Genomic DNA, 22,184 nt, shown 5'->3' with positions numbered 1-22,184 from the left:
TGTGCCGGCTCAGGCCGCCCTGCGCGCGGACGACCGATGCGCGCGGACGATGTCCGCGTACCGGTGGCCCGTGCCCTTGATCGTGCGGACCTGTGTCTTGTAGTCGACGTGGACCAGGCCGAAGCGCTTGTCGTAGCCGTACGCCCACTCGAAGTTGTCCAGCAGCGACCAGGCGAAGTAGCCCGCCAGCGGAGCGCCCTTGCGGGCCGCCGAGGCGCACGCCGCGAGGTGCCCGACGAGGTAGTCCTGGCGCTCGGGGTCGTCGACCGTGCCGTCGGGGCGGACCGTGTCGGGGAACGCCGAGCCGTTCTCCGTGACGTACAGCTTGCGGGCGCCGTAGTCCTCGGTCAGGCGCAGCAGGAGGGTCTCGATGCCGCTCGCGTCGATCTCCCAGTCCATGCCGGTGCGCGGCACGCCGAGGCGCCGCACCGTGCGGACGCGGGGTGCCGGGCCCGTGGGGTCGTCGGCGACCGTCTGCGGGAAGTAGTAGTTCAGGCCCAGCCAGTCCAGGGGCGCGGCGATGGTCTCCATGTCGCCGGGCTTCTCGGGCAGTTCGACGCCGTAGTGTTCGCGCATGTCGGCCGGGAAGCCGCGGCCGTGCACCGGGTCGAGCCACCAGCGGTTGGTGTGGCCGTCCATGCGGCGGGCCGCCGCCTCGTCCTCGGGACGGTCGGTCGCGGCGTGGATCGTGGACAGGTTGTTGACGATGCCGACTTCGGCGTTCGGGGCCGCCGCGCGGATCACCTGCGCCCCGAGGCCGTGCGCGAGGAGCAGGTGGTACGACGCCCGGACCGCGGCCGTCAGGTCGGTCCAGCCGGGGGCCATCTTGCCCTCCAGGTGGCCGATCCACGCCGAGCACAGCGGCTCGTTGAGGGTGGCCCAGTGGGTGACGCGGTCGCCGAGGCGCTCGGCGACGACCGACGCGTACGCGGCGAAGTGCTCGGCCGTCTCGCGCTCGGGCCAGCCGCCGCGGTCCTGGAGCGCCTGCGGCAGGTCCCAGTGGTAGAGGGTGACGGACGGGGTGATGCCCGCCTCCAGCAGCCCGTCGACCAGCTCGTCGTAGAACGCGAGGCCCTTGGCGTTGACGGGTCCGTCGCCGCCGGGCACGACGCGCGGCCACGCGATGGACAGGCGGTAGGCGTTGGTGCCGAGCCGGCGCATCAGGGCGATGTCCTCGCGCCAGCGGTGGTAGTGGTCGCAGGCCACGTCGCCGTTGTCGTTGCCGTCGATCTTTCCGGGGGTGTGCGAGAAGGTGTCCCAGATCGACGGCGCGCGGCCGTCCTCCGCCACGGCTCCCTCGATCTGGTAGGCCGATGTGGCCGTGCCCCACAGGAAGTCCTGCGGGAGTGCGGCGAAGTCGATGGTCACGGAAGTCCCTTCGTCATCATGCAGGTTGGTCACTTGACGGCTCCGGCCGTCAGCCCGGCGACGAGGTAGCGCTGGAGCAGCAGGAAACCCGCGACCACGGGAACGCTCACCACGAGCGAGGCGGCCATGATCTGGTTCCAGTACACGTCGTTGAGCGTGGAGTAGCCCTGGAGTCCGACGGCGAGCGTGCGCGTGGTGTCGTTGGTCATCACCGACGCGAACAGCACCTCGCCCCAGGCGGTCATGAAGGCGTACACGGACACCGCGACGATGCCGGGGATCGCGGCCGGCACGACCACCCGGAACAGGGCGCCGAGCGGGCCGCAGCCGTCGACCATCGCGGCCTCGTCCAGGTCGCGCGGCACCGAGTCGAAGTACCCGATCAGCATCCAGATCGAGAACGGCAGGGAGAAGGTGAGATACGTCAGGATCAGGCCGCCGCGGGAGCCGAACAGGGCGAGGCCCGTGGCGTTGCCGATGTTGACGTAGATGAGGAACAGCGGGAGCAGGAAGAGGATGCCCGGGAACATCTGCGTCGACAGCACGGTGACCGTGAAGACGCGTTTGCCGCGGAAGTTGTAGCGGCTGACGGCGTACGCCGAGAAGACGGCGATCACCACCGAGCAGACCGTCGCCGCGCCCGCCACGATCAGCGAGTTCACGAAGTACTTCGCGAGCGGCACCGTGGACCAGATGTCGATGTACGGCCGGATCGTGACGCTGCTCGGCAGCCAGCGGAACGTGCCCGTGACGTCGGCCAGCGGCTTCAGCGAGCTGGAGATCATCACGTAGACCGGCACCAGGACGAAGCCGGTGAGCAGGGTCAGGAAGATCCGCCGGGACCACAGGAACGAGCGGGGCGGGGCCGTCGGGGACGCGGTTGCCGCGGTCCGGGACGCGGGTGACAGGGTCCGGCTAGACATCGGCCGTCCTCCTTCCGCGCGAGGTGAGGAACAGGTACACGCCGGTCACGACCAGCAGGAACAGCAGGAGGAGGACGGACATCGCGGACCCGGCTCCGAAATTCCAGTTGGTGAAGGACGCCTGGTAGATGTGCACCGAGACGAGGTCGGCGGCCGGCGGCGCGGTCTTGCCGAACAGCACGTACGGGGTGTTGAAGTCGTTGAACGTCCACAGGAACAGCACCAGGACCAGTACCTGGTTGACGGGGCGCAGCGACGGCAGGGTGATGCGGCGGATCTGCTGCCACAGCCCGGCGCCGTCGAGCGCGGCGGCCTCGTACAGCTCCTTGGGGATGTTCTGCAGGCCGGCCATCACGATGAGGAAGGCGAACGGCCAGCCCTTCCACACCGACACGGTGAGCAGGGCGTAGAAGCTGTTGTCGCCGATGAGCCAGAAGGACGGCTTGTCGGTGATGCCGAGCTGGTCGTGCAGGACGTGGTTCACCAGGCCGTTGTCGTGCTGGAACATGAACACCCAGGTGATGACGGCCGCGTAGACCGGCAGCGCGTACGGCACCAGGAACAGGGCGCGCAGCAGGCCACGGCCGCGGAAGGTGTCCTGCATGTAGACCGCGGCGGCCGTGCCGATCAGCCAGCACAGGCCGACCGACAGGACCGTGAAGCCGACGGTGACGAAGAAGGACCGCAGCAGGGCCTCGCCGACCGGGGCGTTGAAGTCGACGGACAGCTCGTAGTTGTCGAGGCCCGACCAGGGGGCGCTGCCCCAGTCCCGGAGGGTGAACTGCGTGAGCTCCTTGAAGCTCATCACGATGCCCATGACCATCGGCACCAGGTGGACCAGCAGTTCGAGGAGCAGGGCGGGCAGCAAAAGCAGGTAGGGCAGGGAGACGCGGCGGACCCGCCCGGGGCGGCGGCGTGGGCCGCGCGCCGTCCCGGGGGAGCTCTTGCCCACTGCGGGCTCCGTGGCGACTGTGGTCGTCATGGCGGTGTCGGTGCTCACTTCTTCGGCATCTGCTGCTGGGCCTTCTCGAGCTTCGCCTTCACCGACGCGGTGGTCACGGAGCGTCCGGCGGCGGCGTCGGCGAACAGCTCCTTGACGGCGGTGCCGACGGCCGTCTCGAACTGGGACTCGTCGGGCACCTGCGGCAGGGCGACCGCGCTCTTGGCGAGGGTCTCCTTCAGGACGGCCGTGGCCGGGGTGTTGAAGGCGGGGTCGGACTGCGCGTTCCTGACCGGCGGAATGGAACTGTATGCAGTGTTCAGGATTTTCTGTTCCGCGTCGCTGGTCATGAACTTCACGAACTCGGTGGCGCCGTCGAGGTTGTCGGTGTTCTTGAAGACGGCCAGGTTGATGCCGGCGACCATCGAGTTGACGTTGGTGCCGGATCCGGGGGCGCCGGACTGCACGGGCACCGGTGCGATGCCGTAGTCCTCCTCGCTCATGCCCTGCGACTTGAGGTTGGCGGACGCGGACTGCCACAGCAGCATCGCGGTCTTGCCCTTGGCGAAGTCGCTGACGGACTGGTTCTGCGCGTACTCGGCGTTGCCCGGCGCGATGACCTTGTCCTTGGCCATCAGGTCGACGTACTGCTTGACGGCCTTGACGGCGCCGTCGTTGGTGAAGTCGGCCCTGCCGTCGGCGGTGAAGAAGTCGGCGCCGTGCTGCTTGGCGAAGACGAAGACGTGGTGGATGTTCTCCGCCGGGTTCGAACCCTCGGCGCCCAGGCCCCACTTGCCGTCCTTGGAGACCTTCTTGCCGGCCTCGACCAGCTCGTCCCAGGTGGCCGGCGGCTTGGTGATGCCGACGTCGGCGAACATCTTCTTGTTGTAGTAGAGCGCGTACGCCATCGAGTACAGCGGGACCGCCGCCGGGTCCTTGCCCTCGGCGCCGGTGGAGCCGAGCGCGGAGTCGACGAAGCGGTCCCTGCCGCCGATCCTGTCGAAGTTCTTCGCGTCCCAGGGCAGCAGGGCGCCGGTGGACTGCAGGGAGGCGCTCCAGGTGTTGCCGATGTTGAGGACGTCGGGGCCCTGTCCGGAGGTGGTGGCGGTGAGGATCCGGTTCAGCAGGTCGGACCAGGGCACGACCTCCAGCTTGACCTTGATGCCGGTCTGCTTCTCGAACTTGTCGAGTTCGGGCCGGAGGACCTTCTTGTCGACCTCGATGCCGGCGCCCTGGTTGGAGGCCCAGTACGTGAGTTCCTTCGGCGAGTCCTCTGATCCGCCGCCGGTCGGCGAACCGCCGCCGCAGGCCGAGACGGCGAGGGCGAGAGACAGGATGACGGCGCCTGTGGCCGCGGCTCGGATACTGCGCATGGCTCCGGTGTCCCTTTCCGGGAGTGCGAGTCACGGGGCTGCGGGTGGACACCGCGAACGGCGACCTGCCCGTTCGAGTCCCGAAGCCCTCATGGCTTAATTTAGGACGTGAGTTAATCCGCGTCGGTGCCGCCCGTCAAGACTTCCGGCACGGATCGGCACGCCGCTTTCCGAGCGACGCCGGACCACGGCCCGAAGGGGCGCCCCGAGCACACCGGAATCGGTCGCACCCCTTGACTCATGCTTCTCGCGGATGAAGCATGCACGCCGAGAGAGCGCTCCCAAACCCCCCACCACGTTCACTTCCTGAACCAGGAGAGCCGCCACGATGCCCGCTTCCTCCCCGTCCTCCCGGTTGCCCTCGATCGGCCGCCGCACCGTCCTGGGCGCCGCCGCGGCGACCGCTCCCGCCGTGCTCGGCCTGTCCGGATCCGCCTCGGCCTCCCCCGCCGCCGGGCGGAAGAAGCCGCGCAAGCTCCAGGGCGGCGGCGACCTCGGCCCGAACGTCATCGTCTTCGACCCCGCCACCCCCGGCATCCAGGCGAAACTCGACGAGATCTTCAAGCAGCAGGAGTCCGCCCAGTTCGGCCCAGGCCGCTACGCGCTGCTGTTCAAGCCGGGCACGTACCACGGCCTCAACGCCCAGATCGGCTTCTACACCTCGATCATGGGCCTCGGCCTGTCCCCCGACGACACCACCATCAACGGCGACGTCACCGTCGACGCCGGCTGGTTCCAGGGCAACGCCACCCAGAACTTCTGGCGTTCGGCGGAGAACCTCGCGCTCGTCCCCGTCAACGGCACCAACCGGTGGGCGGTCGCCCAGGCCGCCCCGTTCCGCCGCATGCACGTGCGCGGCAGCCTCAACCTCGCCCCCGACGGCTACGGCTGGGCCAGCGGCGGCTACATCGCGGACAGCCGCATCGACGGCCAGGTCGGCCCGTACTCCCAGCAGCAGTGGTACACCCGGGACAGCGCGGTCGGCGGCTGGACCAACGCCGTGTGGAACATGGTGTTCTCCGGCGTCGAGGGCGCCCCCGCGCAGGGCTTCCCGAACCCGCCGTACACCACGCTCGACACCACCCCCGTCTCCCGCGAGAAGCCCTTCCTCTACCTCGACGGCGCGGAGTACAAGGTCTTCCTGCCCGAGAAGCGGACCGACTCCCGCGGCGTCACCTGGGGCAACGGCACCCCGCGCGGCACCTCCGTCCCGCTCACCCGGTTCTACGTCGCCAAGCCCGGCGACTCGGCCGCCACCCTCAACCAGGCGCTCGCACAGGGCCTGCACCTGCTGCTGACACCCGGCATCTACCACGTCGACCAGCCGCTGCAGGTCGACCGGCCCGACACCGTGGTGCTCGGCCTGGGTTACGCCACCCTCATCCCGGACAACGGCGCCACCGCCATGAAGGTCGCCGACGTCGACGGCGTACGGCTCGCCGGATTCCTCATCGACGCCGGCACCGTCAACTCCGAGACCCTGCTGGAAGTCGGACCGCAGGGCGCCTCCAAGGACCACTCCGCGAACCCGGTCACCGTCCAGGACGTGTTCGTCCGCGTCGGCGGAGCCGGCGCCGGCAAGGCCACCACGTGCATCGTCGTCAACAGCCGGCACACGATCGTCGACCACACCTGGGTCTGGCGCGCCGACCACGGCGAGGGCGTCGGCTGGGACACCAACCGCTGCGACTACGGCGTCGTCGTCAACGGCGACGACGTCCTGGCGACCGGCCTGTTCGTCGAACACTTCAACAAGTACGACGTGCAGTGGTTCGGCGAGCGCGGCCGCACCATCTTCTTCCAGAACGAGAAGGCGTACGACGCCCCGAACCAGGCCGCCATCCAGAACGGCTCAACGAAGGGCTACGCGGCCTACCGCGTCGGCGACGACGTCACCACGCACGAGGCCTGGGGCATGGGCAGCTACTGCTACTACAACGTCGACCCGACCATCGTCCAGCACCACGGCTTCGCCGCCCCCGACACACCCGGGGTGCGCTTCCACAGCCTGAGCGTCGTGTCCCTCAGCGGGAACGGACAGTACGAGTGCGTCATCAACGACACGGGCTCGCCCACGTCCGGCACGAACACCGTGCCGTCGACGGTGGTCTCCTACCCGTGAGACGAGGCGGCTCCTGCTCGGGTGCGGGCAGGGGGCGCCTGGTGGGTGGGCGGCGGTTGCCTGTCCGGGCGGCGGGCGCCTGTGTTCGGGCGGCAGTCGTCGGTCGACGGGGGACGGTCGACGGCCGGTCGTCTGGCGACGGTCGGTCGACGGTGACGGTCGCTTGTCGGCGGGCGGCAGGCGCCGGTCGGCAGATGGCGGCATGCTGCATACAGTCGCCGCCATCCTGTGAACGGTCGGCGCCATCATGTCAGGGATGGCGCCGACCGTTCGTCACCGGCCGGCCGCCGCGTCCGCGGTGGCGGCCGGTGCCGGGGCGTAGCCGGTGGGCCGGGCCGTGAAGGTGCCGCGGCCCTGGGTCCGGCTGCGCAACCGGGTCGCGTAGCCGAAGAGTTCGGCCAGCGGCACGGTGGCCGTGACCACCGCCGCGCCCGCCCGGGTGACCGAGCCCGTGACCCGGCCGCGCCGGGCCGCGAGGTCGCCGAGCGCGGCGCCGACCGCGTCCTCGGGTACGGTCACCGTGACGTCGGCGACCGGTTCCAGCAGGACCACGGCGCAGGCCCGCAGGGCGTCGCGGAGTCCGAGGCGGCCCGCCGTGCGGAACGCCGTTTCCGACGAGTCCTTCACATGGGTCGCCCCGTCGGTGAGCGTGACGCGCAGCCCGGTCACCGGGTGACCGCCGGCCGGCCCTTCGGCGAGGGCGTCACGGCAGCCGGCCTCGACGGCCCGGACGTACTCCTGCGGCACCCGGCCGCCGACGACCGTGGAACGGAACTCGAAGCCGGTGGCGCCCGGTTCGGGCGACAGCGGCTCGACGTCCAGGACGACGTGGGCGAACTGTCCCGCCCCGCCGTCCTGTTTGACGTGCCGGAAGACCGCGCCGGACACGCCCCGGACGACCGTCTCGCGGTGGGCGACGCGCGGTCTGCCGACGCCGGTCTCGATGCCGTGGTCGCGCCGGATCCGCTCGACCGCGACTTCCAGGTGCAGTTCGCCCATGCCCGACAGGACCGTCTGCCCGGTCTCCGCGTCGGTCCGCACGACCAGTGAGGGGTCCTCCTCGGCGAGCCGTGCGAGCGCGGTGGCCAGGCGGTCGGTGTCGACGGACCTGCGTGCCTCGACGGCCACCGAGACGACGGGTTCGGCGGTGCCGGGCGGTTCGAGGACAAGCGGTGCTTGCCGCGCGCACAGGGTCGTGCCGGCGCGGGCGGACTTCAGGCCGACCACGGCCACGATGTCTCCGGCCACCGCCTGTTCCAGCGGGGCGTGCCGGTCGGCCATGACGCGCAGGATGCGGCCGATCCGCTCGGTGCGGTGCTCGGTGGCGTCCCACACGGTGTCCCCCTTCCCGATGGTTCCCGAGTAGATCCGTACGAAGGTCAGCCGGCCGGTCGGTGTGGCGCTGACCTTGAACGCCAGGGCGGCGAGCGGTTCGGCGGGGTCGGCCGACCGACTGCGCTCGACACCATCCTGCATACCGTGTACAGGCGGCACGTCGAGGGGCGAGGGCAGATAGTCCACGACCGCGTCGAGCAGTGGCTCGATGCCGCGGTTGCGGTATGCCGAGCCGCACAGCACCACGACGCCGTCCCCGCTGCGGGTCAGGTCGCGCAGTGCCGTGGTGAGGGTGTCCGCGGAGAGGGTTTCCCGGTCGCAGAACTCCTCAAGGGCGGCCGGGTGGCGTTCCGCCACCGCCTCCTCCAGCAGCCTGCGCCGCCGGTCCGCCTCCGTCCGCAGACCGTCCGGCACCGGCCCCTCCTCGGCGGTGTCGCCGGTCCACGTCAGCGCCCGCATGCGCACGAGGTCGACGACGCCGGTGAAGGTGTCCTCCGCGCCGATCGGCAGCTGGACGACGAGCGGCGCCGGGTGCAGGCGTTCCCGGATCGACGCCACGGCCGCGTCCAGGTCGGCCCCGGCCCGGTCGAGTTTGTTGACGAAGGCGATGCGCGGGACGCCGTGCCGGTCGGCCTGGCGCCACACGGACTCGCTCTGCGGTTCCACGCCGGCGACGGCGTCGAACACGGCGACCGCCCCGTCGAGGACGCGCAGGGAGCGCTCCACCTCGTCGGCGAAGTCGACGTGGCCGGGTGTGTCGATGAGGTTGACGCGGTGCCCGTTCCAGGCGCAGCTCACGGCCGCGGCGAAGATGGTGATGCCGCGGTCGCGTTCCTGCGGGTCGAAGTCGGTGACGGTGGTGCCGTCGTGGACCTCGCCGCGTTTGTGTGTGGTGCCTGTCGCATACAGGATCCGTTCGGTGACGGTGGTCTTGCCGGCGTCGACGTGGGCGAGGATGCCGAGGTTGCGGACGACGGCGAGAGGGTTGCGGTTGGTGCGCACGGCCCTTGGCCTTTCGGGGTGTTCCTGACTGACTGGGGCGGCGCGATTGCCGTGAGAGAGCGAACCCGGCGGTGCTGTGGCGGGCGCACCTGCCGCCGACGGGTGTGCCGTCGGTGGTGGATCGCCGACGGGCGCTTCGCCGGGGGTCGTTCAGGCGTGGGTCACGGCCGTCCGGTGCCGGGCGCGCAGCGGGCACCGGGCGGTGGGAGACACCAGGATCACCTCGTACCGGGAGCGGGGAGCGACGCCGGCGGTGCGGTCACGCACGGCTCTCTCCCCTCGTTGAAGACACTCGGCACGACGACGCGCCGCCGGTTCGGTGGGCGGCGTGCTGTGCGGTGAGTGTAGGGAGGCCCGACCCGGGAGCGCACCGGCTTTTCCGGCGCTCCCCAACCCCGGTACGGAGCAGGGAGTTTCACAACGGTCTGTTCGCAACGCCGCCCGTCTCCCGGGGCCGTGTGAGAACCGACACGCCCCGTCGGACGCGGGTGCTGGTGTGAGGCGGGAGCCGTACGGGCAGGCAATGCACGTTCGAGAGGATGGTGTCGGTCTTGTGGGAGTATCCGTGCGAGTGTGTGTGATCGGTGCAGGCCTGTCGGGACTGGCGACGGCGCACGCGCTCGACGCCAGGGGGATCGACTTCGTCTGTCTGGAGAAGGCACCGGACGTCGGCGGCATCTGGCGTCAGCCGGGGGCCGGCGAGCGCGGTCCGGCCTACCGGGCGCTGCATCTCAACAGCGCCAAGCAGCTCACGGGTTTCGCGGACTTCCCGATGCCGTCCGAACTGCCCCTGTATCCCAGCCACAGTGACGTGGCCGCGTATCTGCGGTCCTTCGCGAAGTGGGCGGGGCTGCTGTCCCGGATCGAGCTGCGCACCGAGGTGCGGTCGGTGCGGCAGGAGGCCGACGGGGCGTGGACGGTGGTCAGCCGGGACGCTCGGGGCGTTGAGTCGGCGCGGCGTTTCGACCGGGTGGTCGTCGCCTCGGGGCACAACACGGAGCCGGCGATGCCGGATCCGCTGCCGCCGGGTGCCGACACGTTCGCGGGAACGATTCTCCACTCGATGGACTACCGCACCGGCGAGGACTTCACGGGCAGGCGCGTGGTCGTCGTGGGCCTCGGCGCGTCCGCCGTCGACATCGCCGCGGACCTCTCCCGGCACGCGGCGCGGACGCTGCTCTCCGTCCGCCGGGGGCTGCACATCATCCCGAAGCAGCTCTACGGCATGCCGGTCGACCTGATCGCCGAGGCGCCGTGGTTCACGGCGATGTCGTTGGCGGAGCAGCGGCAGTTCGTGGAGGAGGCGCTGCGGGTGGCGCGGGGCAGGCTGTCCGACTACGGGCTGCCCGAGCCCGACCACCCCATCTTCTCCTCGGCCGTGACCATCTCGGACGAGATCCTCAGCCGTATCCGGCACGGCGCGGTGATCCCGAGGCCGGCCGTCGCCTCCTTCGAGCGCCGTCGCGTCGTGTTCGTCGACGGGACGTCAGAGGAGGCCGACGCGGTCGTGTACTGCACGGGATTCAGGATGGCGTTCCCGTTCCTGCCGCCGGGCTGCCCGGCGGGCCCGCGGGGGACGGTGGAGCTGTACCGGCGCATCGTGTCGCCGGACCGTCCCGGTCTGTACTTCGTCGGGCTGATCCGGCCCGTGGGTTCGATCACCCGTCTCGTCGAGGCGCAGGCGCAGTGGGTGGCGCGGATCGTGGCCGGTGAGGTCCCGCTGCCGTCCGCGGCCGGGATGCGCGAGGAGATCGGCGCGTACCTGACCGGCGTCGAGCAGCGCTACGGCCGTACCGAGGGCGCGTCGATCCAGGTGGATGTCGGGACGTATCTGCGGCAGCTGCGGGAGTTGCAGGACGCGTAGACGCGGGGGCGGCCCGCGCGGGTGCGGGAACGCGTACGCGTGCCGGAGCCGGGGCGGGACCGGCCGGTCCCGTCGGCCGGGCGAAGCTCCCGGGGTGTCCGCCCACGGGGAGCTTCCGCCGGCCGGGTCGGTCGTCTCAGTGCACGGCCTCGGGCTGCGGGGCCGGGAGGTTGGGCGGTCTGACCCGGTAGGCCTCGGCGGAGACGTAGACGGTCACGCGGGGCGGCCTGCCCTGCTGGTGGGCGAGCGACACGTAGGCGACGAGTCCGACGCCGTCGGTGAGCCGCCGCCCGGTGACCGCGGGGACGGCTCGGATCAGCGGGCCGGGGTCCATGCCGTGGTGTTCGAGCACGGTCACCGCCCGTTCCAGGGCCTCCCCGTCGTGCCGGGCGTGGTCGCGGACCGGGACGTAGAGGGTGAAGCCGCTCGGCAGCCCGCTCGCGGTCTCGGTGAAGGCGTGGCAGGACTGGAAGGGCCGCCGGAAGAGTGCCGCGTCACCGTCCGGGCCGTCGTGCGTGACGCCGGTGACGGTGCGGAAGAACGTGCGGAACTCGGCGTGCCGGGCGTGGTCGGCCGTGCGGGACAGTGCGGCGGCGTCGCCGGCGGACACGTCCTGGTGGGCGAGGTAGACCTTCGCCCGGGGTTCGTCCCAGTCGCCCAGGTCGAGTGCGAAGAACAGGAAGCGGTCGGCCGGGGGGAGGGTGTCGAAGGCGTGCCGGTGGCCGAGCCGGCGCAGCGCCTCCCGCACGGTCTCAGCGGAACGTTTCGCCCCCCGCGCCGCCGGGTTGAGGTACACCTTCACCTTCGGTGTGCCGCCGGGTCGCAGCTCCAGCGCGCACCACAGGGCCAGCGGGCCGTGCGGGTCGGGCGGCAGGAACAGGTCGGCCAGTTCGTCGAGCCGGTCGGTGGAGAAGTTCCAGCGGCGGGCCATCCGGCGGACGGCGTCCAGGCCGACGCGGCCGCCGCGAGCCAGGCTGTCTGCGCCGCAGCCGGGATCCAGCAGCACGCGCAGCACGGGTGCCTCGCCCGGTGTGAAGGACAGCGAGTACTCCACCGGCGTGTGGTCGTCGGACAGGAAGGTGGCGGTGGCGGGCGGCAGGTCGAGGGGCCGCCCGGCCACGCCGCCCAGGGCCGAGACGACCGCGTCGACGTAGCCGCGCGTGTCGCCCGGGTCCAGGCCCGCGACGTCGCACAGCCGGCTCAGCTGACCTGCCGTGAGTCCGCCGAGCGTCCCGTCGGGCACCTTGCGGGGCGCAAGAAGACACCCGCCTGTCGGGGCGGGTGTCCGGTCCCACTCGATGGGGTCGTGCATGAAAGCGGCGTCGGTGGATATGTGGTCCACGACACCTCCTTTGCCTCGTTAGCATCACGGTCGTACCGCGTTGCTCACTACCCGTGAGGCCAAACCATCATGCTCTGGTGAAGAGTTGGCGGGTGTTGTGTGAATCACCTCGTGAGCCAGTTGAGGAACTGGCTCCAGCGTCCGCCGCGTTCGGCCCTGCGCTCCTCCGCGTCGTGGCCGGCGGGTTCCGTGGTCCGGGGCCTGGCCTCGGGGGCGGGCCGCAGGACGGGTTCCACGGGGGTGAAGCGGGCGGGCAGCGTGGCCAGTCCGCGGTTGAAGGGGCCGGGACGCCAGCTCAGGCTGTCCTCGGGCACGGCGAGTTCCACGTCGGGCAGCCGGGTGAGCAGGTTCTCCAGGGCGGTGACGGTGATCTGCCGCGCGGGCTCCTTCGACGGGCAGGCGTGCGGGCCCGCGCTCCACGCCAGGTGGGCGCGGTTGCTGCCGGCCTCCCGGGCCGCCGACAGCGCCGGGCCGGTGTTGGCGGCGGCGAAACTGACGAGGACCAGGTCGCCCGCCTGAAGGTGCCGGCCCGCGAACTCCATGTCCGTGGCGGGGTAGTGCGGCGCGAGGTTCGCGATCGGCGGGTTCTCCCACAGGGTGTCGTCGACGGCCTCGTCGAGGAGTCCGCCCTTGTGGGCGTACGCGTCGTGGGTGAGGAGCCGGTGCAGGGTGTTGCCGATGAGGTTGCGCAGCGGTTCGGTGCCGGCGGCGAGCAGCAGCGCGAGCTGGTGCACCATCTCGTCGTCGGTCAGCCGGGTCTCGTGCTGCATCAGCCAGGAGGTGACGTCGTCGCCGGGCCGGTCCCGCTTGAGCGCGACGAGTTCGCCGACGGCCTCGAACAGCACCTCGGCGGCCTTCTCTGCGTTGACGCCGTCGAACATGCCGGATATGCCGAACAGCACGCGGTCGCCGATGCCGGCGGGGCAGCCGAACAGCTCGTTGAACACGAACAGCGGGAGCTGCTTGGCGTAGTCGCCGAGCAGGTCGGCGGAGCCGCGGGCGGAGAACTGCGCCATCAGGTAGTCGGAGACCTGCTCGGTGCTCCGGCTCAGGCGGCGCGTGTCGACGCGGGCCATGCTGTCGGTGACGGCCTGACGCAGCCTCAGGTGCTCGGCGCCGTCGGCGAACATGCAGTTCTTGCGGTACGCCAGCAGCGGCACGACCGGGCTGTCGGGGGCGACCTTGCCCTCGTTGAAGGCCCGCCAGCGGCGCGAGTCCTTGCGGAAGGACCCGGAGTCCTGCAGGAGTTGCAGCGCCGCCGCGTAGTCGGTGACGAGGGTGGCCTCCACACCCGGCGCGAGCTCCACGGGCGCGGCGGGACCGTAGTGCCGCAGGTAGGCGTAGTAGGCCTGGGGGTCGGCCGCGAAGTCCGGGCCGTGCAGCGGCACTCGGGCGCCGGAGCCGTGGGCCGGGCACCCGGGCGGGGGCACCGGGGCGGTGGGATGAGCGTCCATGTGTGCTCTCAGCTTCCGATGGGGCACGGTCCAGCAAGTAGCGGACGAGAGTGGTCAGTGCGGCGGCCGACGACTTCTCGTCGCGGGCGTCGCAGGTGACGACGGGGGTGTCGTCGAGCAGGTCCAGTGCCTCGCGCAGCGCCCGCTCGTCGCGCGGGGGCGCTCCGTCGAAGTGGTTGACGGCGATGGCGTAGTCGAGTCCGTAGTGCTCGATGAGGTCGATGACGGGGAAGGAGTCCGCCAGCCGCTCGGGGTCGACGAGCACCAGGGCGCCGAGCGCGCCGCGCGCCATGTCCTCCCACATCTGGACGAAGCGCTGCTGGCCGGGCGTTCCGAACAGGTAGAGCACGACGCGGTCGCTGATGGTGAGCCGGCCGAAGTCCATGGCGACGGTGGTGGTGGTCTTGCCTTCGACGCCCTTGAGGTCGTCGACGGACTCGGCCGCCCGGGTCATGGTTTCCTCGGTGGTCAGCGGTTCGATCTCGGAGATCGCCCCGATGAACGTCGTCTTGCCGACCGCGAAGTGCCCGACCACGAGGATTTTGACGGCCGTCTGCGACGCCCCGCCGCGGACGTAGTCCTGCTCATCCAAACTTGGCGCGGAGACCATCCAGCACCTCTTCCAGGATCTGCCTGTCGGCGATGGGGGCCCGCCGTACCGGCGGGCGGGTGATGACGAATCCGCCCTCGGTGAGCGAGGCCAGGAGGATCTTCACCACGCCCAGCGGGAGCCGGGTGTGCCCGGCGATCTCGGCGACCGAGAGGTAGCCGGCGGAGCAGATGTCCAGCAGGCTCTGCTCCTCCGGGGACAGCCGGGTGGGCCGGCGCGCGTGCTCGGGTGCGGCGGTGACCAGGGTGATCAGGGAGAGCTGTTCCTCGTCGGGTAAGCCGCGCCCCTTGGTGATGACGTACGGCCGTACCAGCTCCGCCGCCTCCGGCTCCCAGCCGTCGGGGCCGGTCATGAGCGGGTACCGGGGTTCTCGCGCGGCGGCGTCGTCAGCTCCTTGCCGAGCTGGGCGACGAGCTGCTGCATGCGGAAGGTGATGTCCGCCATGTCGACGTCCGGGGTGGCGGAGACTCCCAGGTAGGCGCCCTCACCGGCGGAGATCAGGAAGACCCAGCCGCCGTCGAACTCGACCAGCGTCTGCCGCCACTGCTGGGCGGGGTCCTCGCAGAAGAAGCCGAGGGACCGGCTGAGCGACTGGACGCCGCTCATGGCGGCGGCGACCCGGTCGGCGTCGTCCTTGTCGAAGTCCTTGGTCCTGGCCATCAGCAGACCGTCGGCGGATATCAGGACCGCGTGCAGGGCCCCTGGAATCTCCAGGGCGCTGTCGAGCATCCAGGACAGATCGTGCTTCACGAAACCTCATCACCTTCGCTGCTTGCACCACGGGGTCTGCTCGCCCGGTCCGCGGAGTCGGGCTGCGCGGCGCGGCCGGACTGCGTGCCGCGCTGGAAGGCGCCCATGATCGCCGCCTTCTCCGCGCCGGAGCGGGCCGGTGCGCCGGTGGCCGGGGCGCTGCCCGGCACGATGGCCATCGGCCGCTTGCGGCGCCGCCGGGGCAGGCCGTCCACGGTCGGGGTCACGGCCTGTGCGGGTTCGGGTCCGCCGTTGTGGCCGGTGCCGGCGGCCGCGGGGGCGACCGGGGCGGGGGTCTTCCTCTCCGGCATGGCGGTGAGCAGGTCGTGCGGGAGCAGGAGCACCGCGCGCACTCCGCCGTAGGGGGAGCTGGAGTCCACGGACACCTCGAAGCCGAAGCGTTCGCAGAGCACGCCGATGACGGCGAAGCCGAACTGCGGCGGGTTGCCGAGCCCGGCGACGCCGGTGGCGATCTCGCTGGAGAGGAGCTTCTCGGCGCGGGCGCGTTCCTCGTCGCTCATGCCGACACCGGCGTCGTCGACGACGATGCAGATGCCCTTGGGCACGGTGCGGATGTTGATCTCGACGACCGTGTCGGGGCTGGAGTAGCTGGTGGCGTTGTCCAGGAGCTCGGCGAGGGCCAGCGCGACCGGTTCGACGGCGCGGCTGGTGATGCCGAAGTCGACCTGGGAGAGGATGTCCACCCGGCGGTAGTGCCGGATCCTGCCCTGCGCGCTGCGGACCACGTCGTACACGGAGGCCACGTCGCGCTGGCGGCCGAGCCAGCCGTCGCACAGTACGGCGATGGACTGGGCGCGCCGGCCGAACTGCGAGTTGGTGTGGTCGATTTCCAGCAGGTCCTGCAGCATGACCGAGTCACCGTATTTGGACTGCAGCCGGGAAACGACCAGTTGCTGTTCGGCGGCAAGGCCCTGAAGTGTCCGCATCGCGGACTTCAGGACGGTTTTCGTGGCTTCTTCGGCCTCTTCCTGAGCCGCCCGGACGGACTGTGCGTAGTCGTTCTCCAGCCGGGCGTAATGGGACGTGAGCCCCTCGATCTCCTGTCGCAGTGCACGCGCCACCCTGCGCTGACGAACGATGAGGGCGACGGCGGCGACGATGGCGACGAGAAGAGCCCAGAGCACCGGGTTCTGTATGTATTCCGTCATAAGACTCTCTTCAGGCGACCGACGGCCGGCTTGCTGAATATCCCCGTCATTGCGGTGGGCCGGCTGACCGCCTCCGCCCGGGTTGCCGCCCGGACGTTCCTGAAGGCCAGAAGGTGTCGTTTACCCATCCACCCGCTCCGCAAAACTCGGTGATCGTACCACCGGACAAAGTACTGAACGGACGTCAAGAACCGGGCTCAGACCGCCTGTTGAGGGTAAATCGGCACACCTTGGACGCGGCTTTCCCGCCCGGTATCCGCAAAGAGGGGAACCGCCACGTGCGGGTTACACCGAGCTGTACGGAGTGTTTCGCCCGGGAGGCGGTCCGATCCGGAACGACAAAAGGTGGCCGGAAATGATCCCGGCCACCTTGTCGTGAAACGCCGATTCCGTCGGTTACGCGACGTCCTCGTCGTCGTCGAGTTCCCCGACGATCCGCTGCTCGATCGCCTCGACGTCGTAGCGGGCGTCGGCGTCGCCGCCGCGGGCCCGGACGGCGCCCCGCACCAGGGCGAGGTAGAACAGGGCCGGGGCGCAGGGCGTCCAGGCGTCCTCGGGCTGATCACGGACGAACCTCAGGACCGACTCCGGGTCCGCCGGGACGAAGGCGTGGTCGTCGTGCTCCCACTTGTCCTCCACGCCCCGGCTCCAGCGGGTGCGGAGGTCGTTTTCGGAGAGGTCGGTGAGCACGGCCCGGAAGAACGCCGCCCACTGGTTGTTGCGCAGGTCGAAGCCGAAGCCGAGGAGTTCGAGGTCGACGTCGTCGGAGTCCAGGACGGCGAGTTCCTCGCGCAGGGCCCGCCGGGCCACGGCGTGCAGGCTGACCCTGCCGTCGGCGGACAGGTCGTGGTTGCGGGCCAGGCCCTCGTTGGCGGACGAGTTCCACTTGGACTTGTTGGGGCCGACGACCCGGGCGCTGCGGTGGGAGAACAGCATCTTGCCGTCCCGGCCCGTCTCGACCGCGACGTTGACGCCGAAGCTGCAGTACATGAAGTCGGGCGCGTCGAGCGGGTCCTTGCCGTCCATGTACCGCTGACGCAGCGTCAGGCCGTTGCGCTGGGTGCGGTCCAGGTTGATGGACGTGGTGAGGAAGTCGAAGTAGTCGGCGTCGCACAACGTGAGGGTGACGACGGGTTCCTCCGCCGTGTGGGTGCGCGTGACGACCAGGCGCCGTACCGCGAACCGGGGGTTGTTCCAGCGGTGCGGTTCGCCGGCCGCCTCCTTGCGGGCCTCCTCCGCCTCGATCTCGCGGCGCCACTCCGCGATCTCCTCCGGAAGTCCGACACGCTCGGGCACGTACTTCACCCGCATGTTCGCCTCGGCGATCGGCCGGGTCCCGTCCCCTTCGAACACATGGCAGTCGGTCTGGCGTCCGGCGACGGTGAACCGGTCCCACGAAGTCATCAACACGCCCTTCCGGCGGCCTTGTTGGCGATCAGGTGACACGCGCCACGCTGGTCGATCAGTATAGGTGCGCGGGAGGTGGGGCATGTCGGACGGATCCGAGATCCGGCGCGAGGCGCTTCGGTCGTCCGGCCTGGTTGGCACGGTGGCCATCGCCGAGTACGGGGACCGCAAGGGGCTCAGGGACCGCAAGCACGTCCTGAGTGCCCGCTCCCGGTTCACCGAGCTGTGCGACCGGCTCGGGTTCGCGAGGGCCGAGGAACTGGAGGGCGACGGCACCCAGCGGGACGTGCTGGCGGGCATCGACCGGTTCGTCGCGGACGAGGCGACCCGCAAGATCCTGTACTGGACCGGCCACGGCCACGCCACGAAGGACGACGGATACCTCCTCGCCTGCCGGGACAGCTACGAACCGGGGCGGCCTCTGCCCCACCGCCGCCGGTCCGTGGAGTTCGCCGAACTCCTCAGGGACCTGACCAGGGCCCGCCACGCCGAACTCCTGGTGATCATCGACGCGTGCGAGTCGCAGCACCCGCTGCCCGGCAGCCGTGGACTGCACCAGGCGATGCGGCAGTACCTCGACGGGGAGTCGGGCCCCGGCGGCGTGCCCGGCGCGGGCTTCGGCATCCTGGCCACGGCGGGTGCCGACCGCCAGATGGAGGAGAGCCTCTGGGTCGACTGGCTTCAGGAGGCGCTCGCCGACCCCGGCGCCGAACTGGACGGCACGGTGCGGCCGTTCGAACCGACCGCGCCCTTCCTGCTCGTGCCGGACCTGCTGGAGGCCGTCGACCGCCGCGCCGAGGCGGCCGGCTTCGAGGACCCGGCGCAGCGACCCGCGTACGTCGAGATCCAGTCACTGGGCCGCCGGTTCCTCCACAACCCGTACTACGAGGCGGGCAAGGCCGTCTACCGGGCCGCCGCGGTGCCCCCCGGCCACGAACCGTGGCTCACCCCGGACCGGTTCGGGCCCGCCCCGGACGGCGACGAGCCGCACCGGTTCGCCGGCCGGGTGCGACCGCTCGGCCGGCTGGCCACCTGGATCGCCTCCCAGAGCCACGGCATGATCGTGGTCACCGGCCCCGCCGGGACGGGCAAGACCGCGCTCCTCGCCCGGTTGGCGCTGCTGTCCGTGCCGAGCCTGCGCGACGCGCTGAACCCCCCGCCACCGCCGCAGACCGTCCCGGGACCCGGTTCCGTCCACGCCGCCGTCTCCTGCCACGGCGCGTCCCTGCACTCCCTGTCCCGCACCCTCCTCGAAGGGCTGGCGCGCCTCGGTGCCGACGTGCCGGACTCCGAGGTGAGCGGTCCTCAGGAGGCCGTGGACCGCATCAGCCGGTCGGTGCCCCGCATCGGCGCGATCACGGTGATCGTGGACGGTCTCGACGAGGCCATGCCCGGCCAGGCCCACGAGATCGCCCGCAGGCTCCTGAACCCCCTCGCCCGGTGCGCCGGTGTGAAGCTGATCGTCGGCACCCGCCCCCACCCGCGCCGGACGGTGGACCCGGGGACCCGGGAGTCGCTGCTCGACGCCCTCGACCGGTCCTCCCCCGACCTGGAACTCGACCGCGACCGGGAAACCGAGCGGGACATCTCCGCACTCGTGGCGTCCCTCCTCGCCCACACACCCGGCTCCCCGTACGCCGGACCGGACACCGAGGCGCTGCGGTCCGAGACGGCCCACCGGGTGGCGCGCACCTGCGGCCGCAGGTTCCTGGTGGCCCGGCTGGTCGGCCGGGAACTCGCCCGGCAGCCCGCACCGCTGTCGGCCGGGGAACTCGACTCCTTCATCCGGCACGGCGGAACCGAACTGCGCACCCGCATGACCGACGAACTGACCGTCCTCGACCCCGGCGGCCGCCACCGCCTCGCCGAACTGCTCCTGCCGCTCGCGGTCGTCCAGGGCCCCGGCCTGGCCGACCCCGAGCTGTGGCTCAAGCTCGCCAACAAGCTGCGCGCGGGCCCCCGGGAACTGACGCGGGACATGCTCGACACCATGCTGCGACGCCTCAAGGGCGTCCTGGTGACCGCGGAACGACGACAGGGCCGGCGCCCGCTGTACCGGCTCGACCACACCAGTTACGGCACCGCCCTGCTGGCACGCTTCCGCATGACCGAGGGCGTCGCGCACCGGCGGGTGTACGACGCCCTGCACCGGCCGGCGGGCGACTGGGACCGCGCCGACGACTACACGGTCACGTATCTGGCGGCGCACGCGGCGCAGGCCACCGCGGACACCGAGGAGACCTTGGACGAACAGCGCCCGCTGGAGCAGTTGTTCCTCGACCCGGCGTTCCTGGTCGCCACCGAGCCGGACGTCATGCTGCCCCTGACCGGGCAGTTGATCAACACGTGCGAGGGCGCCGCCCTGTACCGGCGGGTGGGCGCCGTGTTCCGCGACCACGCCGCACCCGGGGAACGCCGGGCCGTGCTGCGCGCCGAGGCGTTCGTGGGGCACCCCGAGATCCACCGGGAGCTGTGGCGCCGGCCGGGTTTCGCGGAGCAGGCGTGGGAGGAGGTGTGGACCGACGCCGTCGCCCGGCCACCGGAGCTGACGCTGCCCGCGCCGCTCGGCGGTGCCATCGCCCTGAGCTGGACCCCGACGGGCGGGGGCACGCTCTCCATCGCCGGCCGGGGCGAGATCGTCGGCAGACGGGCGGACACCGGCGCGTACGTCCTCACCAGACGCGCCCACGACAGCCGGGGCACGTCCTCCGTCTTCGCCGAGGTCCGCGAGGTGACGGTGCGGGGCACCCGCGTCACCGCCTCCCACGACGGCCGGTCGCTGCACCTGTGGTGGGGCGACGAACGCCGGCCGCACCGGAGTTACACGTGGGACGGCCGGATCGGGGCGCTGGACGTGACCCGCTGCGGCGACGGTTTCCAGGTCGTCGCCGCGGACGGGAAGTGTGTGTGGGCGTGGCGCTGGACCGTCACCGCCGGGCGCACCCTCTTGGACGGCGACGTACGCCACGACATCCTTCCCGTCCCCGCCGAGCGCCTGGCCCTGCTGAGCCTGCCGGGCCACTGCTTCCTCCTCACCGCCGGGGACTCGGTGGCGCTGCACGAACTGCGCGGCAAGCTCTACGCGGACCGTTCCCTGGTGCAGGACAGCTGGGAACTGCCCGCCGCGCCCGGCCGGCGCTACGCCGCGGCGGCCCTGCCCGAGAACGCCGACGGCGGATTCCTCGCGCTGGCCGAGGGGGGTGCCGACGGCGAACGGGTCGTCGTCCGGCGGGTGACGGCGACCGGGCGCACGGCCCCCCGCGTCACCCCGGTGCTCGAAGTCGCCTCCCCCGCGCGGGAGATCGCCCTGGGCCGCTGCGGCGATCTGCCGCTGCTCGCGCTGCACGAGGGCCACCGGGTCCGCCTGGTGAGCCCCGTGGACGCCACGGTGAACGCGGTGATCGAACCGGCCGGCGAGCGGCGCGGGCTGGCCTTCGACCCCAGGGGCACCGGCCGGCTCGCCGTGGGCGACGGCGACGAGGTCCGCGTCGTCGACACCTCGGCGCTGATCCGCACCGTCTCCCGCCCTCGGCCCGCCGGCGGCGAGGCGCTGCCGAGGGTGGCCGTGGCACCGGGCGGTCCCGGCGCGCCCGCGCTCGTGGCGCGGACGGCGGGCGATCGGGTACTGCTCGCCCTGCACACCCCGCTGCACGGCCGTACCGGCTCCGAGGTGGTGCTGACCTGCGCGCAGCACGTCACCGCCGTGGCCGCGTCGCGGCATGCCGAGGGCTGGACCGTGGCCGCCGCCGCGGGCCGCCGCGTGACCCTGTGGCGGCTGAACGACGACCTGTCCGGGCACGCCGAGGACGGCCGCGTCGAGCTGAGCGGCGACGCCGGTGACACGACGACCGGCCTCGCCCTGGTGCGGGGGCCGGAGGGGTCGCCGTGGCTGTTCGTGCCCGACGGCCCCGAGGTCACCGTCCGCACCCGGGAGGCGGGCACGTGGGTGACGCGCCGTCCCGTCGCCGCCGCGCAGATCAAGGTGTGCGACGTGGCCGCGTACACGGCGGCGGGACGCACGTGGCTGGCCGTGGACAGCGGAGAGCATCTGACGCTCTGGGAGAGCACCGCGGACGGTTTCGCCCCGCGCGGGAGGCGTACGGCGAAGGCGGACGGCCGCGTCGGCCTCGCCCTGACGGTCCGTCACGGCCCGGACGGGTCACGGCCGTTGCTCGCCTGGAGTGAGGCGGGCACGGTACGACTCGCCGAGTGCGAGGACGGCCGCTGGTCGACGCGCCGGTTCACCGCCCCGCACGGCGCGCCCGCCGCGCTGGCGTTCGCCGGACCGGCCGGACGCCCCCTGCTGCTGGCGTGCGGGGGGACGGGCACCGTGGCCGTCCGGGACGTGGTGGGCGACGAATGGGTGCCCGAACTGCGCATCCCGTACCGCGGCGGGAAGGTGCACGCCGCGGGCGCCGCGCACGACCCGCGGCACGGTCTGACGCTGTTCGTCCAGGATTGCGGGCGCTGCGACCAGCTGAGGATTCCCCAGGACCGGATCACGGCCGCCGTACGACGGGCGTGA

At 71.6% G+C, this 22,184-nt stretch carries 14 protein-coding genes and 1 pseudogene; 3 read left to right on the top strand and 12 right to left on the bottom strand.

Features of this window, described 5'->3' with window-relative positions; all coding sequences use genetic code 11:
• Positions 1–9: 9 nt before the first annotated feature.
• The 4 genes from QC282_RS04475 to QC282_RS04460 are packed head-to-tail and all read right to left on the bottom strand — an operon-like array spanning position 10 to position 4,604.
• A complete protein-coding gene (locus tag QC282_RS04475) occupies positions 10–1,368 on the bottom strand; it encodes a GH1 family beta-glucosidase (protein WP_279547859.1) in 1,359 nt (452 codons plus the stop codon).
• Between the two features lie 29 nt (positions 1,369–1,397).
• Positions 1,398–2,291: a carbohydrate ABC transporter permease gene (locus QC282_RS04470; protein WP_279547858.1), complete on the bottom strand. Its 894-nt coding sequence runs from the start codon at positions 2,289–2,291 to the stop codon at positions 1,398–1,400.
• The gene (locus QC282_RS04465) at positions 2,284–3,273 is read right to left on the bottom strand and encodes a sugar ABC transporter permease (RefSeq protein ID WP_279547857.1); all 990 of its coding nucleotides are present in this window, start codon (positions 3,271–3,273) and stop codon (positions 2,284–2,286) included. The genes QC282_RS04470 and QC282_RS04465 overlap by 8 nt, the downstream gene beginning before the upstream one ends.
• Positions 3,274–3,287: 14 nt before the next feature.
• A complete protein-coding gene (locus tag QC282_RS04460; RefSeq protein ID WP_279547856.1) occupies positions 3,288–4,604 on the bottom strand; it encodes a sugar ABC transporter substrate-binding protein in 1,317 nt (438 codons plus the stop codon).
• Positions 4,605–4,932: 328 nt separating this feature from the next.
• Here QC282_RS04460 and QC282_RS04455 point away from each other — a divergent pair, with 328 nt between their 5' ends.
• Positions 4,933–6,726, top strand: coding sequence for a coagulation factor 5/8 type domain-containing protein (locus tag QC282_RS04455; protein ID WP_279547855.1), 1,794 nt, complete (start codon positions 4,933–4,935; stop codon positions 6,724–6,726).
• Positions 6,727–6,999: 273 nt separating this feature from the next.
• Here QC282_RS04455 and fusA read toward each other — a convergent pair whose 3' ends face one another.
• The gene (gene fusA, locus QC282_RS04450) at positions 7,000–9,063 is read right to left on the bottom strand and encodes an elongation factor G (protein WP_279547854.1); all 2,064 of its coding nucleotides are present in this window, start codon (positions 9,061–9,063) and stop codon (positions 7,000–7,002) included.
• A 565-nt stretch (positions 9,064–9,628) separates the two neighbouring features.
• Between fusA and QC282_RS04445 the strand changes: the two genes are divergently transcribed.
• Complete coding sequence (locus QC282_RS04445) at positions 9,629–10,927, top strand: NAD(P)/FAD-dependent oxidoreductase (protein WP_279547853.1); 1,299 nt, start codon at positions 9,629–9,631, stop codon at positions 10,925–10,927.
• Positions 10,928–11,063: 136 nt separating this feature from the next.
• Here the strand turns inward: QC282_RS04445 and QC282_RS04440 are convergent, their stop codons facing one another.
• The 7 genes and pseudogenes from QC282_RS04440 to QC282_RS04410 form a co-directional block, all read right to left on the bottom strand.
• A complete protein-coding gene (locus QC282_RS04440; RefSeq protein ID WP_279547852.1) occupies positions 11,064–12,269 on the bottom strand; it encodes a tryptophan dimethylallyltransferase family protein in 1,206 nt (401 codons plus the stop codon).
• A 104-nt stretch (positions 12,270–12,373) separates the two neighbouring features.
• Entirely contained in the window at positions 12,374–13,723 is a 1,350-nt protein-coding gene (locus tag QC282_RS04435; RefSeq protein WP_279547851.1) for a cytochrome P450, read from the bottom strand.
• 25 nt (positions 13,724–13,748) lie between these two features.
• Positions 13,749–14,333, bottom strand: a pseudogene (locus QC282_RS04430) (ATP/GTP-binding protein); the annotation flags it as partial.
• Positions 14,308–14,685, bottom strand: a complete 378-nt coding sequence (locus QC282_RS04425; RefSeq protein ID WP_279547850.1) for a DUF742 domain-containing protein — start codon at positions 14,683–14,685, stop codon at positions 14,308–14,310. The gene QC282_RS04425 and the pseudogene QC282_RS04430, both read right to left, overlap by 26 nt.
• Positions 14,682–15,083 (bottom strand): roadblock/LC7 domain-containing protein, encoded by a 402-nt coding sequence (locus QC282_RS04420; protein WP_279547849.1) that lies wholly within the window; start codon positions 15,081–15,083, stop codon positions 14,682–14,684. Before QC282_RS04420 ends, QC282_RS04425 begins: the two co-directional genes overlap by 4 nt.
• Positions 15,080–16,252, bottom strand: coding sequence for an ATP-binding protein (locus tag QC282_RS04415; protein ID WP_279547848.1), 1,173 nt, complete (start codon positions 16,250–16,252; stop codon positions 15,080–15,082). The genes QC282_RS04420 and QC282_RS04415 overlap by 4 nt, the downstream gene beginning before the upstream one ends.
• A gap of 396 nt (positions 16,253–16,648) precedes the next feature.
• Positions 16,649–17,656, bottom strand: coding sequence for a translation initiation factor 2 (locus QC282_RS04410; protein WP_279547847.1), 1,008 nt, complete (start codon positions 17,654–17,656; stop codon positions 16,649–16,651).
• An 85-nt stretch (positions 17,657–17,741) separates the two neighbouring features.
• On the opposite strand from QC282_RS04410, the gene QC282_RS04405 reads away from it, so the two are divergent.
• Complete coding sequence (locus QC282_RS04405; RefSeq protein ID WP_279547846.1) at positions 17,742–22,184, top strand: AAA family ATPase; 4,443 nt, start codon at positions 17,742–17,744, stop codon at positions 22,182–22,184.

This window comes from Streptomyces sp. DH24 (genome assembly GCF_029813775.1).
In the GTDB taxonomy this organism is placed as follows: domain Bacteria; phylum Actinomycetota; class Actinomycetes; order Streptomycetales; family Streptomycetaceae; genus Streptomyces.
The sequence above is the reverse complement of the archived record's forward strand: the minus strand, read 5'-3'. Positions and strand labels throughout refer to the sequence as shown.

What these genes read in the sequence shown, in the direction of transcription:
- QC282_RS04405 (WP_279547846.1), top strand. Translation starts at nt 17,742, where the DNA reads ATGTCGGACGGATCCGAGATCCGGCGCGAGGCGCTTCGGTCGTCCGGC.
- QC282_RS04410 (WP_279547847.1), bottom strand. Translation starts at nt 17,656, where the DNA reads ATGACTTCGTGGGACCGGTTCACCGTCGCCGGACGCCAGACCGACTGC.
- QC282_RS04435 (WP_279547851.1), bottom strand. Translation starts at nt 13,723, where the DNA reads ATGGACGCTCATCCCACCGCCCCGGTGCCCCCGCCCGGGTGCCCGGCC.
- QC282_RS04415 (WP_279547848.1), bottom strand. Translation starts at nt 16,252, where the DNA reads ATGACGGAATACATACAGAACCCGGTGCTCTGGGCTCTTCTCGTCGCC.
- QC282_RS04425 (WP_279547850.1), bottom strand. Translation starts at nt 14,685, where the DNA reads ATGACCGGCCCCGACGGCTGGGAGCCGGAGGCGGCGGAGCTGGTACGG.
- QC282_RS04460 (WP_279547856.1), bottom strand. Translation starts at nt 4,604, where the DNA reads ATGCGCAGTATCCGAGCCGCGGCCACAGGCGCCGTCATCCTGTCTCTC.
- QC282_RS04465 (WP_279547857.1), bottom strand. Translation starts at nt 3,273, where the DNA reads ATGACGACCACAGTCGCCACGGAGCCCGCAGTGGGCAAGAGCTCCCCC.
- QC282_RS04470 (WP_279547858.1), bottom strand. Translation starts at nt 2,291, where the DNA reads ATGTCTAGCCGGACCCTGTCACCCGCGTCCCGGACCGCGGCAACCGCG.
- QC282_RS04455 (WP_279547855.1), top strand. Translation starts at nt 4,933, where the DNA reads ATGCCCGCTTCCTCCCCGTCCTCCCGGTTGCCCTCGATCGGCCGCCGC.